20 protein-coding genes are annotated in these 18,087 nt (G+C 60.9%); 18 read left to right on the top strand and 2 right to left on the bottom strand.

Annotation, left to right across the window (positions count from 1 at the left end; all coding sequences use genetic code 11):
- Window positions 1-5: 5 nt before the first annotated feature.
- From frr to gloA, 13 genes are read left to right on the top strand one after another with little or no spacing between them, the layout of a single operon-like run.
- Window positions 6-527, top strand: coding sequence for a ribosome recycling factor (gene frr, locus ACK4FJ_RS15180; RefSeq protein WP_409767579.1), 522 nt, complete (start codon window positions 6-8; stop codon window positions 525-527).
- A 2-nt stretch (window positions 528-529) separates the two neighbouring features.
- Complete coding sequence (locus ACK4FJ_RS15185; RefSeq protein ID WP_409767554.1) at window positions 530-1,267, top strand: isoprenyl transferase; 738 nt, start codon at window positions 530-532, stop codon at window positions 1,265-1,267.
- The gene (locus ACK4FJ_RS15190) at window positions 1,248-1,976 is read left to right on the top strand and encodes a phosphatidate cytidylyltransferase (protein WP_409767555.1); all 729 of its coding nucleotides are present in this window, start codon (window positions 1,248-1,250) and stop codon (window positions 1,974-1,976) included. The genes ACK4FJ_RS15185 and ACK4FJ_RS15190 overlap by 20 nt, the downstream gene beginning before the upstream one ends.
- Window positions 1,967-3,193: a 1-deoxy-D-xylulose-5-phosphate reductoisomerase gene (locus ACK4FJ_RS15195; protein ID WP_409767556.1), complete on the top strand. Its 1,227-nt coding sequence runs from the start codon at window positions 1,967-1,969 to the stop codon at window positions 3,191-3,193. Before ACK4FJ_RS15190 ends, ACK4FJ_RS15195 begins: the two co-directional genes overlap by 10 nt.
- Before the next feature lie 20 nt (window positions 3,194-3,213).
- A complete protein-coding gene (gene rseP, locus ACK4FJ_RS15200) occupies window positions 3,214-4,350 on the top strand; it encodes an RIP metalloprotease RseP (RefSeq protein ID WP_409767557.1) in 1,137 nt (378 codons plus the stop codon).
- Window positions 4,351-4,398: 48 nt separating this feature from the next.
- Complete coding sequence (gene bamA, locus ACK4FJ_RS15205) at window positions 4,399-6,705, top strand: outer membrane protein assembly factor BamA (protein ID WP_409767580.1); 2,307 nt, start codon at window positions 4,399-4,401, stop codon at window positions 6,703-6,705.
- Window positions 6,706-6,720: 15 nt separating this feature from the next.
- Window positions 6,721-7,287 carry an OmpH family outer membrane protein gene (locus ACK4FJ_RS15210; RefSeq protein ID WP_409767558.1) on the top strand — a complete coding sequence of 189 codons (567 nt, stop codon included), beginning with the start codon at window positions 6,721-6,723 and terminating at the stop codon, window positions 7,285-7,287.
- Window positions 7,288-7,289: 2 nt separating this feature from the next.
- Window positions 7,290-8,321 (top strand): UDP-3-O-(3-hydroxymyristoyl)glucosamine N-acyltransferase, encoded by a 1,032-nt coding sequence (lpxD, locus tag ACK4FJ_RS15215; protein WP_409767559.1) that lies wholly within the window; start codon window positions 7,290-7,292, stop codon window positions 8,319-8,321.
- Entirely contained in the window at window positions 8,314-8,784 is a 471-nt protein-coding gene (fabZ, locus tag ACK4FJ_RS15220; protein WP_409767560.1) for a 3-hydroxyacyl-ACP dehydratase FabZ, read from the top strand. The genes lpxD and fabZ overlap by 8 nt, the downstream gene beginning before the upstream one ends.
- Before the next feature lie 4 nt (window positions 8,785-8,788).
- The gene (lpxA, locus tag ACK4FJ_RS15225; RefSeq protein WP_409767561.1) at window positions 8,789-9,595 is read left to right on the top strand and encodes an acyl-ACP--UDP-N-acetylglucosamine O-acyltransferase; all 807 of its coding nucleotides are present in this window, start codon (window positions 8,789-8,791) and stop codon (window positions 9,593-9,595) included.
- The gene (locus ACK4FJ_RS15230) at window positions 9,576-10,406 is read left to right on the top strand and encodes an LpxI family protein (protein WP_409767562.1); all 831 of its coding nucleotides are present in this window, start codon (window positions 9,576-9,578) and stop codon (window positions 10,404-10,406) included. Before lpxA ends, ACK4FJ_RS15230 begins: the two co-directional genes overlap by 20 nt.
- The gene (lpxB, locus tag ACK4FJ_RS15235; protein WP_409767563.1) at window positions 10,396-11,604 is read left to right on the top strand and encodes a lipid-A-disaccharide synthase; all 1,209 of its coding nucleotides are present in this window, start codon (window positions 10,396-10,398) and stop codon (window positions 11,602-11,604) included. The genes ACK4FJ_RS15230 and lpxB overlap by 11 nt, the downstream gene beginning before the upstream one ends.
- A 57-nt stretch (window positions 11,605-11,661) precedes the next feature.
- A complete protein-coding gene (gloA, locus tag ACK4FJ_RS15240) occupies window positions 11,662-12,102 on the top strand; it encodes a lactoylglutathione lyase (RefSeq protein ID WP_409767564.1) in 441 nt (146 codons plus the stop codon).
- Between the two features lie 71 nt (window positions 12,103-12,173).
- On the opposite strand, the gene ACK4FJ_RS15245 is transcribed toward gloA, so the two are convergent.
- Complete coding sequence (locus ACK4FJ_RS15245; protein ID WP_409767565.1) at window positions 12,174-12,383, bottom strand: hypothetical protein; 210 nt, start codon at window positions 12,381-12,383, stop codon at window positions 12,174-12,176.
- 47 nt (window positions 12,384-12,430) lie between these two features.
- Window positions 12,431-13,735 carry a citrate synthase gene (gltA, locus tag ACK4FJ_RS15250; RefSeq protein WP_409767567.1) on the bottom strand — a complete coding sequence of 435 codons (1,305 nt, stop codon included), beginning with the start codon at window positions 13,733-13,735 and terminating at the stop codon, window positions 12,431-12,433.
- 222 nt (window positions 13,736-13,957) lie between these two features.
- Here gltA and ACK4FJ_RS15255 point away from each other — a divergent pair, with 222 nt between their 5' ends.
- The 5 genes from ACK4FJ_RS15255 to ACK4FJ_RS15275 form a co-directional block, all read left to right on the top strand.
- Window positions 13,958-14,542: a malonic semialdehyde reductase gene (locus ACK4FJ_RS15255; RefSeq protein ID WP_409767568.1), complete on the top strand. Its 585-nt coding sequence runs from the start codon at window positions 13,958-13,960 to the stop codon at window positions 14,540-14,542.
- 404 nt (window positions 14,543-14,946) lie between these two features.
- Entirely contained in the window at window positions 14,947-15,318 is a 372-nt protein-coding gene (gene rpsL, locus ACK4FJ_RS15260; RefSeq protein ID WP_341896894.1) for a 30S ribosomal protein S12, read from the top strand.
- A gap of 15 nt (window positions 15,319-15,333) precedes the next feature.
- Entirely contained in the window at window positions 15,334-15,804 is a 471-nt protein-coding gene (gene rpsG, locus ACK4FJ_RS15265) for a 30S ribosomal protein S7 (RefSeq protein ID WP_409767569.1), read from the top strand.
- Window positions 15,805-15,834: 30 nt separating this feature from the next.
- Window positions 15,835-17,913, top strand: coding sequence for an elongation factor G (fusA, locus tag ACK4FJ_RS15270; RefSeq protein ID WP_409767570.1), 2,079 nt, complete (start codon window positions 15,835-15,837; stop codon window positions 17,911-17,913).
- 54 nt (window positions 17,914-17,967) lie between these two features.
- On the top strand, window positions 17,968-18,087 hold a 120-nt coding region (locus ACK4FJ_RS15275; RefSeq protein WP_409744194.1), incomplete at its 3' end, for a GTP-binding protein.

An 18,087-nucleotide genomic window follows, 5' to 3' on the forward strand; every position in this document is an offset into this window, starting at 1 on the left:
GGCGTATGAACAAGGCGATCGATGTGCTGAAGCACGAATATGCCGGCCTGCGTACCGGCCGCGCCAGCATCAGCATGCTCGATCCGGTTCGTGTCGAGGTCTATGGCAGCATGATGCCGATCAACCAGATCGGCACGGTGAGCGTGCCCGAACCGCGGATGATCAGCGTTCAGGTCTGGGACAAGAGCAACGTCAAGGCGGTGGAAAAGGCGATTGCCGCCAGTGGCCTGGGCCTGAATCCTCAGGCCGATGGCACGTTGATCCGCATCCCCATCCCTGAGTTGAACGAGCAGCGCCGCAAGGAACTCACCAAGGTCGCCGGTCAGTATGCCGAGCAGGCCAAGGTGGCAGTGCGCGGCGTGCGCCGTGACGGGATGGATCATCTCAAGAAATCGGAGAAGGACGGCGACCTCGGCGAGGACGACGTCAAGATGTATCAGGACGAGATTCAGAAGCTGACCGACGATTCTACCAAGAAGATTGACGAGATGCTGGCGCAGAAGACCAAGGAGATCCTTCAGGTCTGATCATGTCGCAACCCGTCGCATCCCAGGCTCTGGCCCCCGCGCCGCCACGTCACGTCGCCATCATTATGGATGGCAATGGACGATGGGCGAAGGCGCGTGGTCTGCCGCGCAACCTTGGCCATCGCCAGGGCGTGGATGCGGTGCGCGAGGTGGTGCGAAACTGTCGCAAGCTGGGCATCGAATACCTCACGCTGTATGCTTTCTCATCGGAAAACTGGAAGCGGCCGCAGAGCGAAGTCAGCGGGCTGATGGATTTGCTGCGCCTCTATATCCGCCGCGAACTTGATGATCTGCGCCGGAATGGCGTGCGTATCCGTGTGATTGGCGATCGCACGCGTCTGGCGCCAGACATTGTTTCCTTGATCGAGGATGCCGAATCGCAGACCCGCGATAACCGGACGCTGACTCTGGTAATCGCGCTTAGCTATGGCGGGCAGGATGAGATCGTGGCGGCTTGCCGTCAGATCGCCGAGCAGGTCGCGGCCGGCAAGCTTGCCCCCGAACAGATCACGGCCGATACGCTGGCTGGCAACCTGCAGACAGTGGGCATTCCTGACCCTGATCTGGTGATACGGACCAGTGGCGAACAGCGGTTGTCGAACTTCCTGTTGTGGCAGACCGCCTACAGCGAGCTTGTGTTTGTCGACAAGCTTTGGCCGGATTTTGCCGCTGAGGATCTCGCGGCTGCCGTTGGCGAGTTCCAGCGGCGCGAACGGCGTTATGGCGCAAGCGGTGAGTGAGAACGATCCATCAGCTGCCAGACCGGCACTAGGCGGCAGCGGCCTGATCAAACGTGCCATTTCAGCGGCCGTGCTGCTGCCGCTTGCGGTCGCCGCGGCATGGTTCGGCGATATCGCTTTCATTGTGCTGGTCGCGCTCGCCGGCTTGTTGATGTTGTGGGAATGGCAACGGCTGCCCCGGCTTGGAGCCGAGAAGGGCTGGTCGAGCAATCCGCTGCTTTGGGCCGCTGTTGGGATTCTGTATATCGTCTTGCCCTGTCTGGCGCTGATCTGGTTGCGCGATCAGCCAGGGCATGGCCGTCATATCGTTTTCTGGCTGTTCTGCGTGGTCTGGGCTACCGATACCGGCGCTTATTTCGCAGGACGTACCATTGGCGGTCCGAAACTGATCCCGAGCATCAGTCCGAACAAAACCTGGGCCGGATTGCTGGGCGGAATGGTCTGTGCCTCGCTTGTTGGCGGTCTGGTTGCGGCCATCAATCCGGTGTTGCCCGCATTCGCATTGGCAGGCTTCGCGAGCCTGGTCGCTGTTGTGTCGCAAGCTGGTGACTTCACGGAGTCCGGCATCAAGCGCAACTTTGGTGTGAAGGATGCCAGTCAGATAATCCCCGGCCATGGCGGAGTACTTGATCGACTTGATGGGCTGCTGTTCGCGGCGCCTTTCGTGGCATTGTGCGATCTGCTGTGGGGGTACGCGATATGGTCGTAATTCCTTCCGCCGCCACGCCGCGTCGCGTCACCATTCTCGGTTCCACCGGTTCGGTGGGACGTTCCACCGTGGATCTGTTGAGCCGTGAGCCGGAACGTTTCCCGGTCGAGGCGTTGACGGCACAAAGCAATGTCGTCTTGCTGGTCGAACAGGCGATGCTGCTGAAGGCGCGGCTCGCAGTGATCGGCGATGAAACTCTGTTGCCCGAACTACGGCAGCGTCTGGCCGGCAGCGGGGTCGAAACGGCTGGCGGCAGCCGCGCAATCGTCGAGGCCGCGTCGCGGCCTGCTGAATGGGTCATGGCCGCCATTGTCGGCGCAGCTGGGTTGGAGCCGACGCTGGCCGCCGTGCGCCGTGGTGCAATTGTCGCGCTGGCCAACAAGGAAAGCCTGGTTTGCGCCGGCGCGCTGGTTATGCGTGAGGCGGCGCTGCATGGAGCGACCATCCTGCCGGTCGATTCAGAGCATAACGCGATTTTCCAGGTTTTTGATTTCGATGCACCTGAAAGCATCGACCGTGTGATCCTGACGGCTTCGGGAGGGCCTTTCCGCACTTTAAGCTTAGGCGAGATGCGCGAAGTAACGCCGGCCCAGGCCATCGCTCACCCTGTCTGGAGCATGGGAGCCAAGATATCGGTCGATTCTGCCACCCTGATGAACAAGGGGCTGGAACTGATCGAGGCCAGTTTCCTCTTTCCCGTGCCGGAACCGCGTATTGAGGTGCTGATCCATCCGCAATCGGTGATCCACAGCTTGGTATCGTACGTCGACGGGTCCGTCCTGGCCCAATTGGGAACCCCGGACATGCGCACGCCCATCGCCGTCGCATTGGCCTGGCCCGCCCGCATGGCCACGCCCGCCGGACGGCTGGATTTGGCCAGCATTGCCAAACTGACCTTCGAAGTACCTGATTCTGCTAGATTTCCTGCCCTGAACCTGGCCCGGCAGGCCTTGCAAAGTGGGGGCGCGGCTCCTACAATTCTTAATGCAGCCAATGAGGTCGCGGTTGACGCCTTTCTGAATGGTCGGATCGGTTTTCTCGACATCACCCGGATCGTCGAGCAGGCCCTGACCCGGCTTCCGGGTGGAGATCTAGGCGATCTGGATGCAGTGCGCCAAGCCGATCAGGCGGCTCGGCAATATGCCGCCCGCCTGATAGATCCAGCCGATGACGGCCGGGTCGTGCGGGTGCAAACGAGAGGACGGAACCGGCCTTAGCCGCCGGTGATCGAGGAGCCATGGATTTCATCGCCAGTCTTGCCGGATACGTCGTTCCGTTCGTCGTCGTTCTGACTATCATCGTATTCATCCATGAGCTGGGTCATTACTGGGTCGCGCGCCGTTGTGGCGTGCGGGTGGAAGTTTTCTCCATCGGTTTCGGTCCGGAATTGTTCGGCTGGAATGACAAGCACGACACACGCTGGAAGATCAGCGCGATCCCGCTTGGAGGCTATGTCAAATTTTTTGGCGACGCCGATGCGACATCCAGTGCCGACAACGGCGCGGTGGCGACGATGACGGCCGCGGAACGCAAGGTTTCGTTCCATCACCAGCGTCTGCGGAACCGCATGGCCATCGTTGCGGCCGGCCCGGTGGCGAATTTCATTTTTGCCATCTTCATCTATGCCGCGTTGTTCAGCTTGATCGGGCAACCCTTCACGCCGCCGGTGGTGGGCGATGTGGTGCAGGGCAGTGCTGCCGAGGCCGCCGGACTGCGCGCCGGCGATCGCATCCAGAGCGCAGACGGCACCGGCATTCAGCGGTTTGAGGAATTGCGTTCATACGTGGCTCTGCGCGCCGAGACACCGATTGCGCTCACTGTTCTGCGCGATGGTGGCGAGATCGCCCTGACGGTGGTGCCGTCGCGGGTGGATGTGGCCGATGGCATGGGCGGCACGCAGCGGGTCGGCCAGATCGGCATTCGTACCACCGGCATCGATTTCGTGCGCCACGATCCAGCCACAGCGATTGTGCAGGCTGTGCGCGAGACCTGGCAGGTGGTCGCCAATACCTTCACTTATCTTGGCCGCATCATCCAGGGGCGCGAATCCGGCGACCAACTCAGCGGCCCACTCGGCATTGCCAAAATGTCGGGGGATGTGGCCAAGAATGGCTGGCTCGGCCTAGTCTCCCTGATGGCCACCCTGTCGGTTGCCATCGGGCTGATCAACCTGTTCCCGGTGCCGATGCTCGATGGCGGCCATCTTATGTTCTATGCCGTCGAGGCTGTGCGGGGGCGCCCGTTGGGCGAACGGGCTCAGGAATACGGTTTCCGCATCGGTTTTGCCCTGGTCATGTCCCTGTTCCTATTTGCGACGTGGAACGACTTGAACCGCTTGCCAATTTTCAATTTCCTCACTGGGCTTTTCTCGTGAATCCGGCTAAGTGAGGGGGCTCGATTGGGGAAGGGGATTGTGGCGGATATGATCCGATGCGAAACGCTGCGCAGGCTGCACCGCGTGGCATTGATGCCTGTGGTTGGCCTGTTGATGCTGTTTGCCGGGGTGCTTTGCGCGGATACTGCGCATGCCCAGAGCGGACCGCAGATACGCGACATCGTGGTCGAAGGTAATCAGCGGATCGAGATTTCCACGATCCAGAATTACCTGACCCTCCAGCCCGGGGCGACCTATTCTAGTGCCGAGGCCGACAAGTCGCTGAAGGCCCTGTTCGCAACCGGCCTATTCGCCGATGTCAATCTGCGCCTCCAGGGCAGCAGCCTGATCGTGCGGGTAACCGAGAATCCGGTGATCAACCGCATCCTGTTTGAAGGCAATCGCAGGGTTCAGGCCGACCAACTCCGCTCGGAGCTGCAGCTCAAGACCCGCCAAGTCTATACACGGGCCAAGGTGCAGGCCGATACCCAGCGCATCCAGCAGATATACCGCCGCACCGGCCGCTTTGCCGCCACGGTAGAGCCGAAGGTCGTGCAACTGCCCCAGAACCGCGTCGATCTGGTGTTCGAGATCAGTGAGGGCCCGCTCACCGGGGTCAGCCGCATTCGTTTTATCGGAAACCGGCATTACAACGACTCTCGGCTGCGCGAGGAAATCCAGACCAAGGAAAGTGCGTGGTATCGGTTTTTGTCGTCGGATGACAGTTACGATCCCGATCGTCTGACCTTCGATCGCGAGAAACTACGAAAGTTCTATCTGAGTAAGGGCTATGCCGATTTCTCGGTGATCAATGCTGTGGCCGAACTGATGCCGGATCGCGAGAAATTCATCATCACATTCACGGTGGATGAGGGCGAACGCTACCGCTTCGGCGAGATGGATGTCGTCAGCGAGATGAAGGGTGTCGATGGCGCTCAACTCAAGGAGTTCGTCGCCACCAAGAAAGGCGACATTTACAACGCCGACCAGGTCGAAAAGACCGTGCAGGATATGACCACCGAGCTTGGTCGGTTTGGCTATGCCTTCGCTGATGTGCGGCCCGATATCAGGAAGGACCGCGAAAAACGGATCATCGATGTCACCTACCGAATCGGCGAGAGCCCGCGGGTTTTTGTCGAGCGTATCGATATCGTCGGTAACGTACGGACTCTCGACAAGGTGGTCCGTCGCGAATTCCGTCTGGCCGAAGGCGACGCGTTCAATTCGGCCAAGCTGCGGCGGACCCGTACCCGTCTGCGCGGCCTGAATTTCTTCGAGAAGGTTGAGATCACTGAAAGCAAGGGCAGTGCGCCCGACAAGGTGGTGCTGACCGCCGAGGTTCAAGAGAAATCCACCGGCGAATTGTCGTTCGGTGTCGGTTACTCGACAACGGAAAGCGTGCTTGGTGACATTAGCATTCGCGAGAGGAATCTGCTCGGCCGAGGCCAGGACCTTAGGCTGGGCTTCAGTCTGTCTACGCGGCGGCAGCAGATTGATGTCGGTTTCACCGAGCCGTATTTTCTCGATCGCGAACTGGCCGCCGGCATCGATATCCAGCGCCGCCGCACCGACTATTCACGGCGCAGCAGCCTGGATCAGACCACCACCTCGGCTTCTCCGCGTATTTCCTACCCGATCACGGAAAACCTGTCTCAGCAGGTTTACTATCGCATCCGGCAGGATGAAATCACCGATGTCGACAGCACTGCATCGCGCTTCGTTCGGGCCCAGAAGGGCACATATGTCACATCGTCTATCGGCCATATCCTGACATATGATCGCCGCGACGATCGCATCGATCCCACCACCGGCTATGTCCTTCGTTTATCGCAGGAGGGTGCTGGTCTGGGGGGGACCGAATATTATTTCAAGAATGTCGTTAACGGGATGAAATATTTCTCGGTAACCGACGAGGTGGTGCTCAGCGTGGGTGCCGAGGCGGGCATCATCACGGCCCTTCAGGATGATGTCCGGTTGCCGAACCGCTTCTTCATCGGTGGCGATACGTTCCGCGGTTTCCGTACCGGCGGCATCGGCCCTCGTGACATCACCACGAATGACGCCCTGGGTGGTGAACGCTATTACAAGGCTGAAGCTGATCTGACCTTCCCGATCGGTTTGCCGAATGAGTTTGGCATCAAGGGGCGTGTTTTCACAGAGGCAGGCTCGCTGTGGGAAACCAGCGATTCTGGTCCGGAGGTTGTCGATGAGAACAGCCTGCGCGTTTCATCCGGCGTCGGCGTGCAATGGAAGTCGCCGCTTGGTCTTATCCGTGTCGATTTCGGTGTTCCTCTCGTCAAGGAAGATTACGACCGGAGAGAGCTGGTCCGGATTAATTTCGGCTCCCGCTTCTAACAAGGTTTGCGAGTTATGAATCCAATCTCCAAGTTCTTGATCGCCGTAGCGGCATTGCTCTGTGTGGTGATGCCCGGACTGGCCATGGCGCAGGCCAAGACGCCTGCATCCGTGATTGCCATCATCGATGGCCAGAAGATCAACCGTGAGGCTGCGGCACTCAAAAACGCAAGGCAGCAGCTTGAGCAGTATCGCTTCAATTTCCAGTCCGAGATAGCCAAGGAAGAGGAGAAGCTGCGCGCAGAAGAGCAGGAAATCGCCCGCCAGCGCTCAGTGCTTGCGCCCGAAGCTTTCGAACAGCGCCGTCAAGCTTTTCAGGGTAAGGTGATCGATCTGCAGAAGCGCATCCAGGAGCGTTCGCAATCGCTGGAAAAGATGCTGAACAGTGTCCGTGAGCAGGTAACACTGCAAGTCATCGAGATATTGAAGGCACTGGCTCAGGAACGCGGATTCAACATCGTGCTGGATCGTGCCCAGGTGCAGATTTTTGTCGGGGACAATATCGACATCACCGTCGAAGTGCTCAAGCGCCTGGATCAGCGCCTGCCGTCGGTGAAGGTGGCCTTGCCTGCCGGGAAATAAGCATGGCTGATCCGCGCTTCTTTGAGCGAGCGGGGCCTTTCGCGCTGGGCGACCTTGCCCAGCGATGCGGTGCCAGACTGGCGGATACCGGGCAGGCCGGTTATCTGGTCAGCGATGTCGCTCCCCTGGATCAGGCCGGTCCGGATCAGTTGGCATTTCTCGACAATCCCAAATACGCCGAAAGCTTCGCCGCTACCCATGCAGGAGCCTGCATTTTGCATGAAAAGCATGCCGGACTCGCGCCGGCCGGCGTGGCTCTATTGTTTTCGGCCAAGCCGTATCTGAGTTATGCGCGAGCGGCGCAGGCATTTTATCCGGCGTCGCGCCCGGCTGCCGGTATTCATGTCTCAGCCATTATTGATCCCACGGCCAAACTGGGACCGGACATAACGGTCGCTGCGGGCGCAGTGATCGAGGCTGGTGTCGAGATCGGATCGGGCAGCATGATCGGTCCAGGCAGCGTGCTCCATCGCAATGTGGTTATCGGTGCCGAATGCCGCGTGGGTGCAAACGTTACCCTGACCCACTGCCTGATCGGCGACCGCGTTACCCTGCATCCCGGTGTGCGGATTGGCCAGGACGGGTTTGGCTTTGCGCCGGATCCGACCGGGCATGTGAAGGTGCCACAGCTGGGCAGGGTGCTGATCGGCGATGACTGCGAGATCGGTGCCAACAGTACGATTGACCGAGGAGCCGGTCCGGATACCGTGATCGGGCCGGGCTGTTGGATTGATAATCTGGTCCAGATCGGGCACAACGTCACCCTCGGGCGTGGCTGTATTATTGTGGCCCAGGCCGGTATTGCGGGTTCGACCCAGCTTGGCGATTTCGTGGTGCTGGCGGCACAGAGTGGCATTGCCGGTCATCTCAAGATCGGCACTGGCGCCAGGATCGGGGCGAAATCGGGCGTCATGACCGATATCCCGGCCGGGGACAGCTATTTCGGTATCCCGGCAACGAAGGTGAAGGAATATTTCCGGCAGGTCGCTACTCTACGGCGCCTGGCGCAGAAGAAGGGTGGGCAAAATGAGTGAGAGCCAGACGGGAGCCAGCGTCGGAACCATCGACATCCTGCGGATCATGGAGATGATCCCGCATCGCTACCCCATGCTGCTGATAGACCGTGTGGTGGACATGCATGCAGGCAAGGGCGCGGTCGGCATCAAGAATGTCACAATCAATGAACCGCAATTCACCGGTCATTTCCCCAGCCAGCCGGTGATGCCCGGCGTGATGATCGTCGAAAGCATGGCTCAGACGGCAGCCGTGCTGGTGGTCTACACGCTGGGGAAGGAGTCCGAGGGCAAGTTGGTCTATTTCATGACCATCGACGAAGCCCGTTTCCGTAAGCCAGTAACGCCGGGCGATCAGATGCATATCCATGTCAGCGCGCTCAAGCAGCGCGGGCCGGTCTGGAAATTCGAGGGCAAGGCCATGGTGGATGGTAAGCTGGCGGCCGAGGCGATCTTCTCGGCTATGATCCTCGACAAGAAATAAGCGCATGGCCCAGATACACCCCTCGTCTGTCATCGAAGACGGCGCCAAGATTGGCGCGGATGTACGGATCGGACCGTTCTGCCAGGTTGGCGCCGGCGTGGAACTTGGCGACGGGGTGGAATTGGTCAGTCACGCGGCTGTGGCTGGGTTTACCAGTGTCGGCAGCGGTACGAAGATATTTCCCTTTGCCTCGGTAGGGCATCAGCCGCAGGATCTGAAATACAAAGGGGAACCTTCGCGTCTCGTGATCGGCAGGAACAACATGATCCGCGAAGGCGTGACCATGAACCCCGGCACTGAAGGCGGGGGCATGCTGACCAAGGTGGGCGATAATTGCCTGTTCATGGCCGGCGCCCATGTGGCGCATGACTGCATCCTTGGCGACCATGTGATCATGGCCAACAACGCCACCTTGGCCGGCCATATCGAAGTTGGCGACTATGCCTTCGTTGGCGGTCTGGCCGCCGTGCACCAGTTCTGCCGCATCGGCAAGCATGCCATGATCGGCGGCATGTCCGGTGTGGAGCAGGATGTCATCCCCTTCGGGATGGTGACCGGTAACCGGGCGCATCTCTCCGGCCTGAATCTGGTGGGCCTCAAGCGCCGCGGCTTTGATCGTGACGAGATTCACAAGCTGCGTTCCGCTTACCGGATGCTGTTCGCGGACGAAGGCACGCTGGCCGAGCGTATGGAAGACGTCGCCCAGCTTTTCCCCAATGTAGGCCTTGTGCAGGATGTCGTCGATTTCATCCGCAATGCTTCCGCACGGGGCGTCTGCCAGCCGTTGCCGGATGGCACCAAGCCCGCTTAAGCTCGGTCTCATCGCCGGCGGCGGGCAGATTCCCACGCTGATCCGCGATGCCTGCAGGGCGGAAGGCCGCCCGCTTTTCATTGCGGCCCTGAACGGATTCTGTGAGCCTGCCAGCGTGGCTGGTGCCGAACATGACTGGTTCGACCTGCCGCAGGTCGGCCGGTTGTTGAAAGCACTTAAGTCTGCGGGTGTGCAGCAGGTATGCCTCTGCGGCCATGTATCCAAGCCCGATTTCTCAAACCTGAAACCCGACTGGCGCGGCGCCATGCTGTTGCCGAAGCTGATCAAGGCCACCCTGATCGGTGATGACGCTCTATTGCGTGTGGTGACGGAAACCTTCGAAGGCGAAGGCTTTGGGATCGTTGGGGTCGACGCGCTGATGCGTGATCTGCTGGTACGTGAGCAAGCATACTCGACGCGGCAGCCAACCGAGCAACAGGAAACCGATATCAGGGCAGCCATGGCCGCCGCGCGGGATTTGGGCATCGCCGATCGGGGGCAGGCTGCCGTGGCGGCGCAGGGGATCGTCGTTGGGCTAGAAGACGATGCCGGCACGGATGCATTATTGCTGCGCATGGCATCGCGACCGGAGGCGCGCGGGGGCGTTCTAGCCAAATGCGTGAAGCCGCAGCAAGATCGCCGGGTCGATCTGCCCACAATCGGCGTCACCACCGTCGAGAACGCCGCCGCAGCCGGTTTGTCGGGTATTGCGGTTGAGGCCGGTGCGGCCTTGATGGTGGACGCGGCGGCCACGGCTGCGGCCGCCGACCGTCTGGGGCTGTTTTTGATCGGACTGCGCCATGGCGGGTGAGGCGAGGCCATTGCGCATCGCGTTGATTGCCGGCGAGCCATCCGGTGACGTGTTGGGGGCCGGGCTCATGCGGGCGCTGCGCGAGGAAACCGGCGGCAACGTGGCGTTCACCGGGATTGGCGGCGAGCAGATGGGTGAGGAAGGGCTGCAAAGCCTCTTCCCTATTGCAGAACTGGCCGTGATGGGCCTGGTCGAAGTTCTACCGCGCGCGAGGGCGCTGCTGCGGCGCATACAGCAGACTGCGGAATTCCTGTTGAACGATCCGCCCGACATCGTGGTGACAATCGACAGCCCAGGTTTTACTCGCCGTCTTGCGCAGAAACTGGCGGTGCGCAGCTTTCCTTTGGTTCATTACGTCGCGCCCACCGTCTGGGCCTGGCGTCCGGGGCGAGCCCGGCGTCTCGCGCGACTGTACGATCATCTGCTGGCCGTGCTGCCTTTCGAGCCGCCGTATTTCGAGGTGGTCGGCTTGCCGACAACCTTTGTTGGCCATCCCGCCGTCGAGACTCTCCGTGCTGCACGTGAGCGCGAAGCCGCCGCCGTCGCTCAGGGCCGGGACTTCCGTCGCCGCCATAAGCTGGCGGCCGATGCCCGCCTGCTGGCAGTGATGCCCGGCAGTCGGCGAGGTGAGGTGACGCGGTTGCTGCCGATTTTCCGGGATGTGCTGTCTCGGCTGAAGGCCGGTGGGCTGCAATTGCAGGTGCTCCTGCCGACGGTGGGAACCGTCGCCCCAATGGTGCGGGAGGCCGCGCTCAGTCTGCCTTATCCTGCCATCGTGCTGGATCAGGCTGACGAGCGTTACGCTGCCATGCTTGCCGCAGAGGCCGCGCTGGCAGCTTCGGGTACGGTGACGCTGGAACTGGGCCTAGCAGGGACGCCGACTGTACTGGCCTATAAGGTGAATCCGCTGACAGCGGCGATCGTGCGGCGCCTGATCCGCATCCCGTATGCCGGGCTGATCAATATCCTGCAGAAGAAACTCGTGATGCCCGAGTTCCTGCAACAGGATTGCCGCGCCGAACTGATCGCACCGGCTCTGAAGGCGTTGCTGAGCGATCCTGTCACGCGACAGCGGCAGATCGAGGCCTGTGCCGCCGTGGCCAGTCAGCTAGGCGCGGACGAGGCGCTGTCTCCCAGCCATCGCGCAGCCCGTGCCGTGCTGGCGGTTGCCGCGCGACGCCTGTTGCCGCCGGTCTGACCTCGACTTCCGTTCGCCGACAACTATTTTGCCGTTTCACATGCCCCGGAGGATATCATGAGCCAAACCGCAACCGCCGACAAGCCGGCAACCCCAGCCCAGGCCACGCCATTCCGCATGCTGCATACCATGCTGCGGGTGCTGGATCTGGAGAAGTCGCTGGATTTCTATGTCAATAAGATGGGCATGAAATTGCTGCGCCGGCAGGACTACCCGGGCGGTGAATTCACTCTGGCCTTCGTCGGGTATGGTGACGAAAAGGATCAGGCGGTGATCGAGCTGACGCATAACTGGGGGCAGAAAGAGCCCTATACCATTGGCAGCGGCTACGGCCATATTGCCATCGGCGTTCCCGATATCTACGGCCTGTGCGAGACACTGCAGTCTTCGGGCGTGAAGATTCCGCGTCTGCCAGGTCCGATGAAACACGGCGGCAGCGTGATCGCTTTCGTCGAAGACCCGGACGGTTACAAAGTCGAGTTGATCGAGAAGAAATAAGTCCCGCTGGCCCGAAAAAGCGAAAGGCCCGGCAATTGCCGGGCCTTTTTGCGTTTTGCTACTGGCGGCATTCAGAAGCGGGTGGCGATCCAGGTCAGGCCGAGAGCCATCAGGCCGACCCAGACCCAGAATTGCGGCTTGCGCAGCAGGGAACCTGGCGGCATCCGGTTGTCGTTGGATGGTGCCGGCATGGTGAGATAGCCGGGACGCAGCCAACCATAGCCGGTTGTCCGGTTGCCCGTCGGCGGTTCACCGCCATGCTGTTCCGCTCGCTTGCCCATCGGCCCGCCTCCCATCGGTGCCGCCAACAGCCCTTATAAAACGCGCATTATTTACGCTTGTCGAGTGGAATAAACGCGCGCTTGGGGGAACCGGTATAAAGCTGGCGGGGCCGGCCGATCTTCTGGGCTGGGTCCTCGATCATCTCGTTCCACTGGGCGATCCAGCCGACCGTGCGCGCCAGGGCGAACAGGGCGGTGAACATGGCGGTAGGGAAGCCCATCGCCCGCAAAATGATGCCCGAGTAGAAGTCGACATTCGGATATAGCTTCTTTGAGACGAAATAATCGTCTTCCAGGGCGATCCGCTCGAGTTCCATGGCCATCTTGAGCAGGGGCTCGTCCTTCACCCCCAACTCGTCCAGCACCTCGTAGCAGGTCTGGCGCATGACCTTGGCGCGGGGGTCGTAGTTCTTGTAGACGCGGTGGCCGAAACCCATCAGGCGGAAGCCCGAATTCTTGTCCTTCGCCTTCTTGACCGCCTCGCCGACCTTGTCGATCGAACCGATCTCTTCCAGCATCTTCAGAACGGCTTCGTTGGCGCCGCCATGGGCCGGGCCCCAGAGGCAGGCGATGCCAGCGGCGATGCAGGCGAATGGATTGGCGCCCGACGAACCAGCCAAGCGCACGGTCGAGGTCGAGGCGTTCTGCTCGTGATCCGCATGCAGGATGAAGATGCGGTCCATGGCCTTGGCCAGCACCGGGCTGACCTTATAGGGCTCGGCCGGTACGCCGAAGGTCATGTGCAGGAAGTTTTCCGCATAACCAAGATCGTTGCGCGGATACATGAACGGCTGGCCAACCGAATACTTGTAGGCCATGGCTGCAATCGTCGGCATCTTCGCGATCAGGCGATGCTGCGCGATCATGCGCTGGCGCGGATCGTCGTAGTCGGTCTGGTCATGATAGAAGGCCGACAGGGCGCCGACGACGCCGCACATCACGGCCATCGGATGGGCATCGCGGCGGAAGCCGCGGAACAGGAAGTGGATCTGCTCATGCAGCATGGTGTGCATGGTGATCGACTTCTCGAAATCCGTACGCTGCGTGGCGTTCGGCAGTTCGCCGTTCAGCAGCAGATAACAGGTTTCCAGGAAGGTCGACTTCTCGGCCAGGTCGGCGATGTCGTAACCGCGATACAGCAGCACGCCCTCATCGCCGTCGATATAGGTGATCTTGCTTTCGGTGCTGGCGGTCGAGGTAAAGCCCGGATCGTAGGTGAAATGGCCGGACTCGGCATAGAGCTTGCGGATGTCTATCACCGACGGGCCGACCGAGCCGTCCATCATGGGCAGGGTGATCGTCTTACCGGTATTGGGATCGTTGAGCGTGACGGGCTTGCTGCCGGCGGTCATTCGTTTACCCCCAGGGTTGGGTGACTGCGTATCTGGTTGTTGTGCAAACGATTATAGGGTGGGCGGTGCGCCGGAGGAAAGAGTTCCGTCCGTCGCAAAATATCCGACCTTGGATGAATAAATTTCCAGCCCGCCATATTACGGCGGCGTAACCAAGGTTTTCAGCCGGCAAGAGGCGTGTTAGCGGTGAAGCAACCAACATTGCCGTTCTGAGGATTTACCATGCTGGATGCCGGCGCTCTCGATACCCTGTTCCGTCACGCGCGCACCCATGACGGCTGGCTGGACAGGCCGGTCAGCGACGAACAGCTGCATCAGATATATGAGTTGATGAAAATGGGTCCGACCAGCGCCAATTCCTGCCCGGCGCGCATTGTCTTCGTGCGGTCCCGGCAAGCGAAGGAACGCCTGCGTCCGGCGTTGTCGGAAGGCAACCTGGAAAAGACCATGGCGGCACCGGTGACTGCGATCATTGGTTTCGACCTGAAATTTTATGACCGGCTCCCCGACCTGTTCCCCCACAACCCGGAAGCCCGGAGCTGGTTTGCCGACGATCCGAAAAGCGCCGAACTGGCCGCTTTCCGTAACGGCACCCTGCAAGGAGCATATTTCATCCTTGCGGCTCGGGCGGTTGGACTGGATTGCGGCCCGATGTCGGGATTTGACAATGCTAAGGTGGATGCGGAATTTTTCCAAGAAACTTATGTGAAATCTAACTTCCTATGTAACCTCGGTTATGGCGATTCGAACAGGCTTTTTCCCCGCGGCCCCCGTCTTGGCTTCGAGGAAGTCTGCGTTGTTCTCTGATTGTACCCGTATCCGAGGCTGCGGGATCGACCTCGCCTGGGCCAGGAATGGCCACGAATCCCAGTGTTTTTGAGCCTTCCCGAGCGACCTGAAAAACTTCATCGCAATTGCTCAAATCGCGCTTGACCGGGCAGGGGGCCATGAGTAATGTCCGCCCCGCGATTCGACCTGGTGGTAGGGGTTCAACCTAGACACAGATCGATGAACGGCCAGGGTCTCCGTAGCGCTCACGTCGAGGCTAGGCTTACGCAAGAGACATAATGACCCCTCTCCGTGATCGATGGATCACAAGGATGGGTCGGGAGCGAAGTTTCAAGGTGGATTGCCGGGCCCAGAGGGCCGTCGGTGGTTCGCCTTGGGTTGTTTTTGTGTGTTGAACCAAACTTGGCGGAGTTTCCACTCGTATGCCGACGATCAACCAGCTGATCCGCAAGCCGCGCTCGCCGAAGCCGGTCCGTGACAAGGTTCCTGCCCTGCAGGAATGCCCGCAGCGCCGCGGCGTCTGCACGCGCGTCTATACCACGACGCCGAAGAAGCCGAACTCGGCCCTTCGTAAGGTTGCCCGCGTGCGCCTGACCAACGGCTTCGAGGTCACCAGCTACATTCCTGGCGAAGGCCATAACCTGCAGGAACACTCGGTGGTGATGATCCGCGGCGGCCGCGTCAAGGATCTGCCCGGCGTGCGCTACCACATCATCCGCGGCGTGCTCGACACGCAGGGCGTCAAGGACCGCAAGCAGCGCCGTTCGAAGTACGGCGCGAAGCGTCCGAAGTAATCCAGGAGAGACCCGATGTCGCGTCGCCACGCTGCTGAAAAGCGCGAAATCCTGCCGGACCCGAAGTTCGGCGATCTCGTGCTGACCAAGTTCATGAACATGCTGATGTACGACGGCAAGAAGTCGGCCGCCGAAGCCATCATCTATGGCGCTCTTGATCGTATCAAGAGCAAGACCGGCAACGACCCGGTCAAGATGTTCCACGATGCCCTGAACAACGTGCGTCCGCAGATCGAAGTGCGTTCGCGTCGTGTCGGCGGCGCCACCTACCAGGTTCCGGTCGAGGTCCGTCACGACCGCGGCCAGGCTCTGGCGATCCGCTGGCTGATCTCGGCTGCCCGTTCGCGCGGCGAGAGCACCATGATCGACCGTCTGTCGGGCGAGTTGCTGGATGCCGCCAACGGCCGTGGCGGTTCGGTGAAGAAGCGCGAAGACACCCATCGTATGGCGGAGGCCAATAAGGCCTTCTCGCATTACCGCTGGTAAGAGCGGCTTAGAGAGTACCCGGAGATCGTCATGCCTCGCACGACCCCCTACGAGCGCTATCGCAATATCGGCATCATGGCCCACATCGATGCCGGCAAGACCACCACGACCGAGCGCATCCTGTATTACACCGGCCGTTCGCATAAGATCGGCGAAGTGCATGACGGCGCTGCCACCATGGACTGGATGGAGCAGGAGCAGGAGCGCGGCATCACGATCACGTCGGCTGCCACCACCTGCTTTTGGAACGACCATCGCATCAACATCATCGACACTCCCGGCCACGTCGACTTCACCATCGAGGTCGAGCGTTCGCTGCGCGTGCTGGACGGCGCGGTCTGCCTGTTCGACGGCGTCGCCGGCGTCGAGCCGCAGTCGGAGACGGTGTGGCGTCAGGCTGACAAGTACGGCGTGCCGCGCATGTGCTTCGTCAACAAGCTCGACCGCATGGGCGCCAACTTCTTCCGTTGCGTCGACATGATCGTGGACCGCCTGGGCGCCACGCCGCTGGTGCTGACTCTGCCGATCGGTGCGGAAGCCGATTTCAAGGGCATCGTCGATCTGGTGCGCAATCGCGCCATCATCTGGAAGGACGAGAGCCTGGGCGCCGAGTTCTTCTACGACGAGATTCCGGCCGATCTGAAGGACCAGGCCGCCGAATGGCGCCAGAAGATGATCGAGGCTGCTCTCGAGATGGACGATGCCGCCCTCGAAGCCTACCTCGAAGGCAATGAGCCGGACGAGAAGACCCTGACGGCCTGCATCCGCAAGGGCACCATTGCTGGCAAGTTCGTGCCGGTGCTGTGCGGCTCGGCTTTCAAGAACAAGGGCGTGCAGCCGTTGCTCGACGCCGTGATCGATTATCTGCCGTCGCCGGTCGATGTCGACGCCGTCAAGGGCATGAAGTCCGGCTCCGATGATGAAATGGTCCGCAAGACCTCGGACGACGAGCCTTTCGCCGGTCTGGCGTTCAAGATTATGAACGACCCGTTCGTCGGTTCGCTCACCTTCGTGCGCATCTACTCGGGCGTTCTGGAAGCCGGTTCGGGCGTCCTGAACACCGTGAAGGAAAACCGCGAGCGTATCGGCCGCATGCTGCAGATGCATGCGAACAGCCGCGAGGAAATCAAGGAGGCCCGCGCAGGCGACATCGTCGCGCTGGCCGGCCTGAAGAACACCACCACCGGCGACACCCTGTGCGATCCGAACCATCCGATCGTGCTGGAGCGCATGGAATTCCCTGAGCCTGTCATCGAGGTCGCGGTTGAGCCGAAGACCAAGAACGACCAGGAGAAGATGGCAATCGCCCTGAACCGCCTGGCCGCTGAGGATCCCTCCTTCCGCGTGTCGGTCGACCAGGAAAGCGGCCAGACCGTGATCAAGGGCATGGGCGAACTCCATCTCGAAATCATCGTCGACCGCATGAAGCGCGAGTTCAAGGTCGAGGCAAACGTCGGCGCCCCGCAGGTCGCCTATCGTGAGGCCCTGACCAAGACCGCCGAAATCGACTACACCCACAAGAAGCAGTCGGGCGGTTCGGGCCAGTTCGCCCGCGTCAAGCTGCGCTTCGAGCCGCTGGAGCCGGGTTCGGGCGTGCAGTTCGAGAACGACGTGGTCGGCGGCAACGTGCCGAAGGAATACGTGCCGGCCGTCGAAAAGGGCATCCGCCAGGTCGCCGCTTCGGGCGTGCTGGCCGGCTTCCCGGTCATCGACTTCAAGGCCACGCTGTATGACGGCGCCTACCACGACGTCGACTCCTCGGCGCTCGCCTTCGAAATCGCTTCCCGTGCGGCGTTCCGCGAGGTTGCGCCGAAGGCCGGTGCCAAGCTGCTCGAGCCGATCATGAAGGTTGAGGTGGTGACGCCGGAAGACTTCGTCGGCGACGTGATGGGCGACCTGTCGTCCCGCCGCGGTCAGCTGACCGGCACCGAACCGCGCGGCAACGCGCAGGTCATCAATGCCATGGTGCCGCTGGCCAACATGTTCGGCTACGTGAACAACCTGCGCTCGATGACCCAGGGTCGCGCGCAGTACACCATGACTTTCGATCATTACGCACAGGTGCCGCAGAACGTGTCGGACGAAGTGCTGGCTAAGCTCGCCGGCTGATCCGAAGACACCAGGCACCGAAACAGACACAGATCCGAATAGCGGAGAAGGCAGATGGCCAAGGCAAAGTTTGAGCGTACGAAACCGCATTGCAACATTGGTACGATTGGTCACGTTGACCACGGCAAGACGTCTTTGACGGCTGCGATCACGAAGGTTCTGGCTGAGACCGGC

Source organism: Ferrovibrio sp., from assembly GCF_046297595.1.
Classification (GTDB): Bacteria; Pseudomonadota; Alphaproteobacteria; order Ferrovibrionales; family Ferrovibrionaceae; genus Ferrovibrio.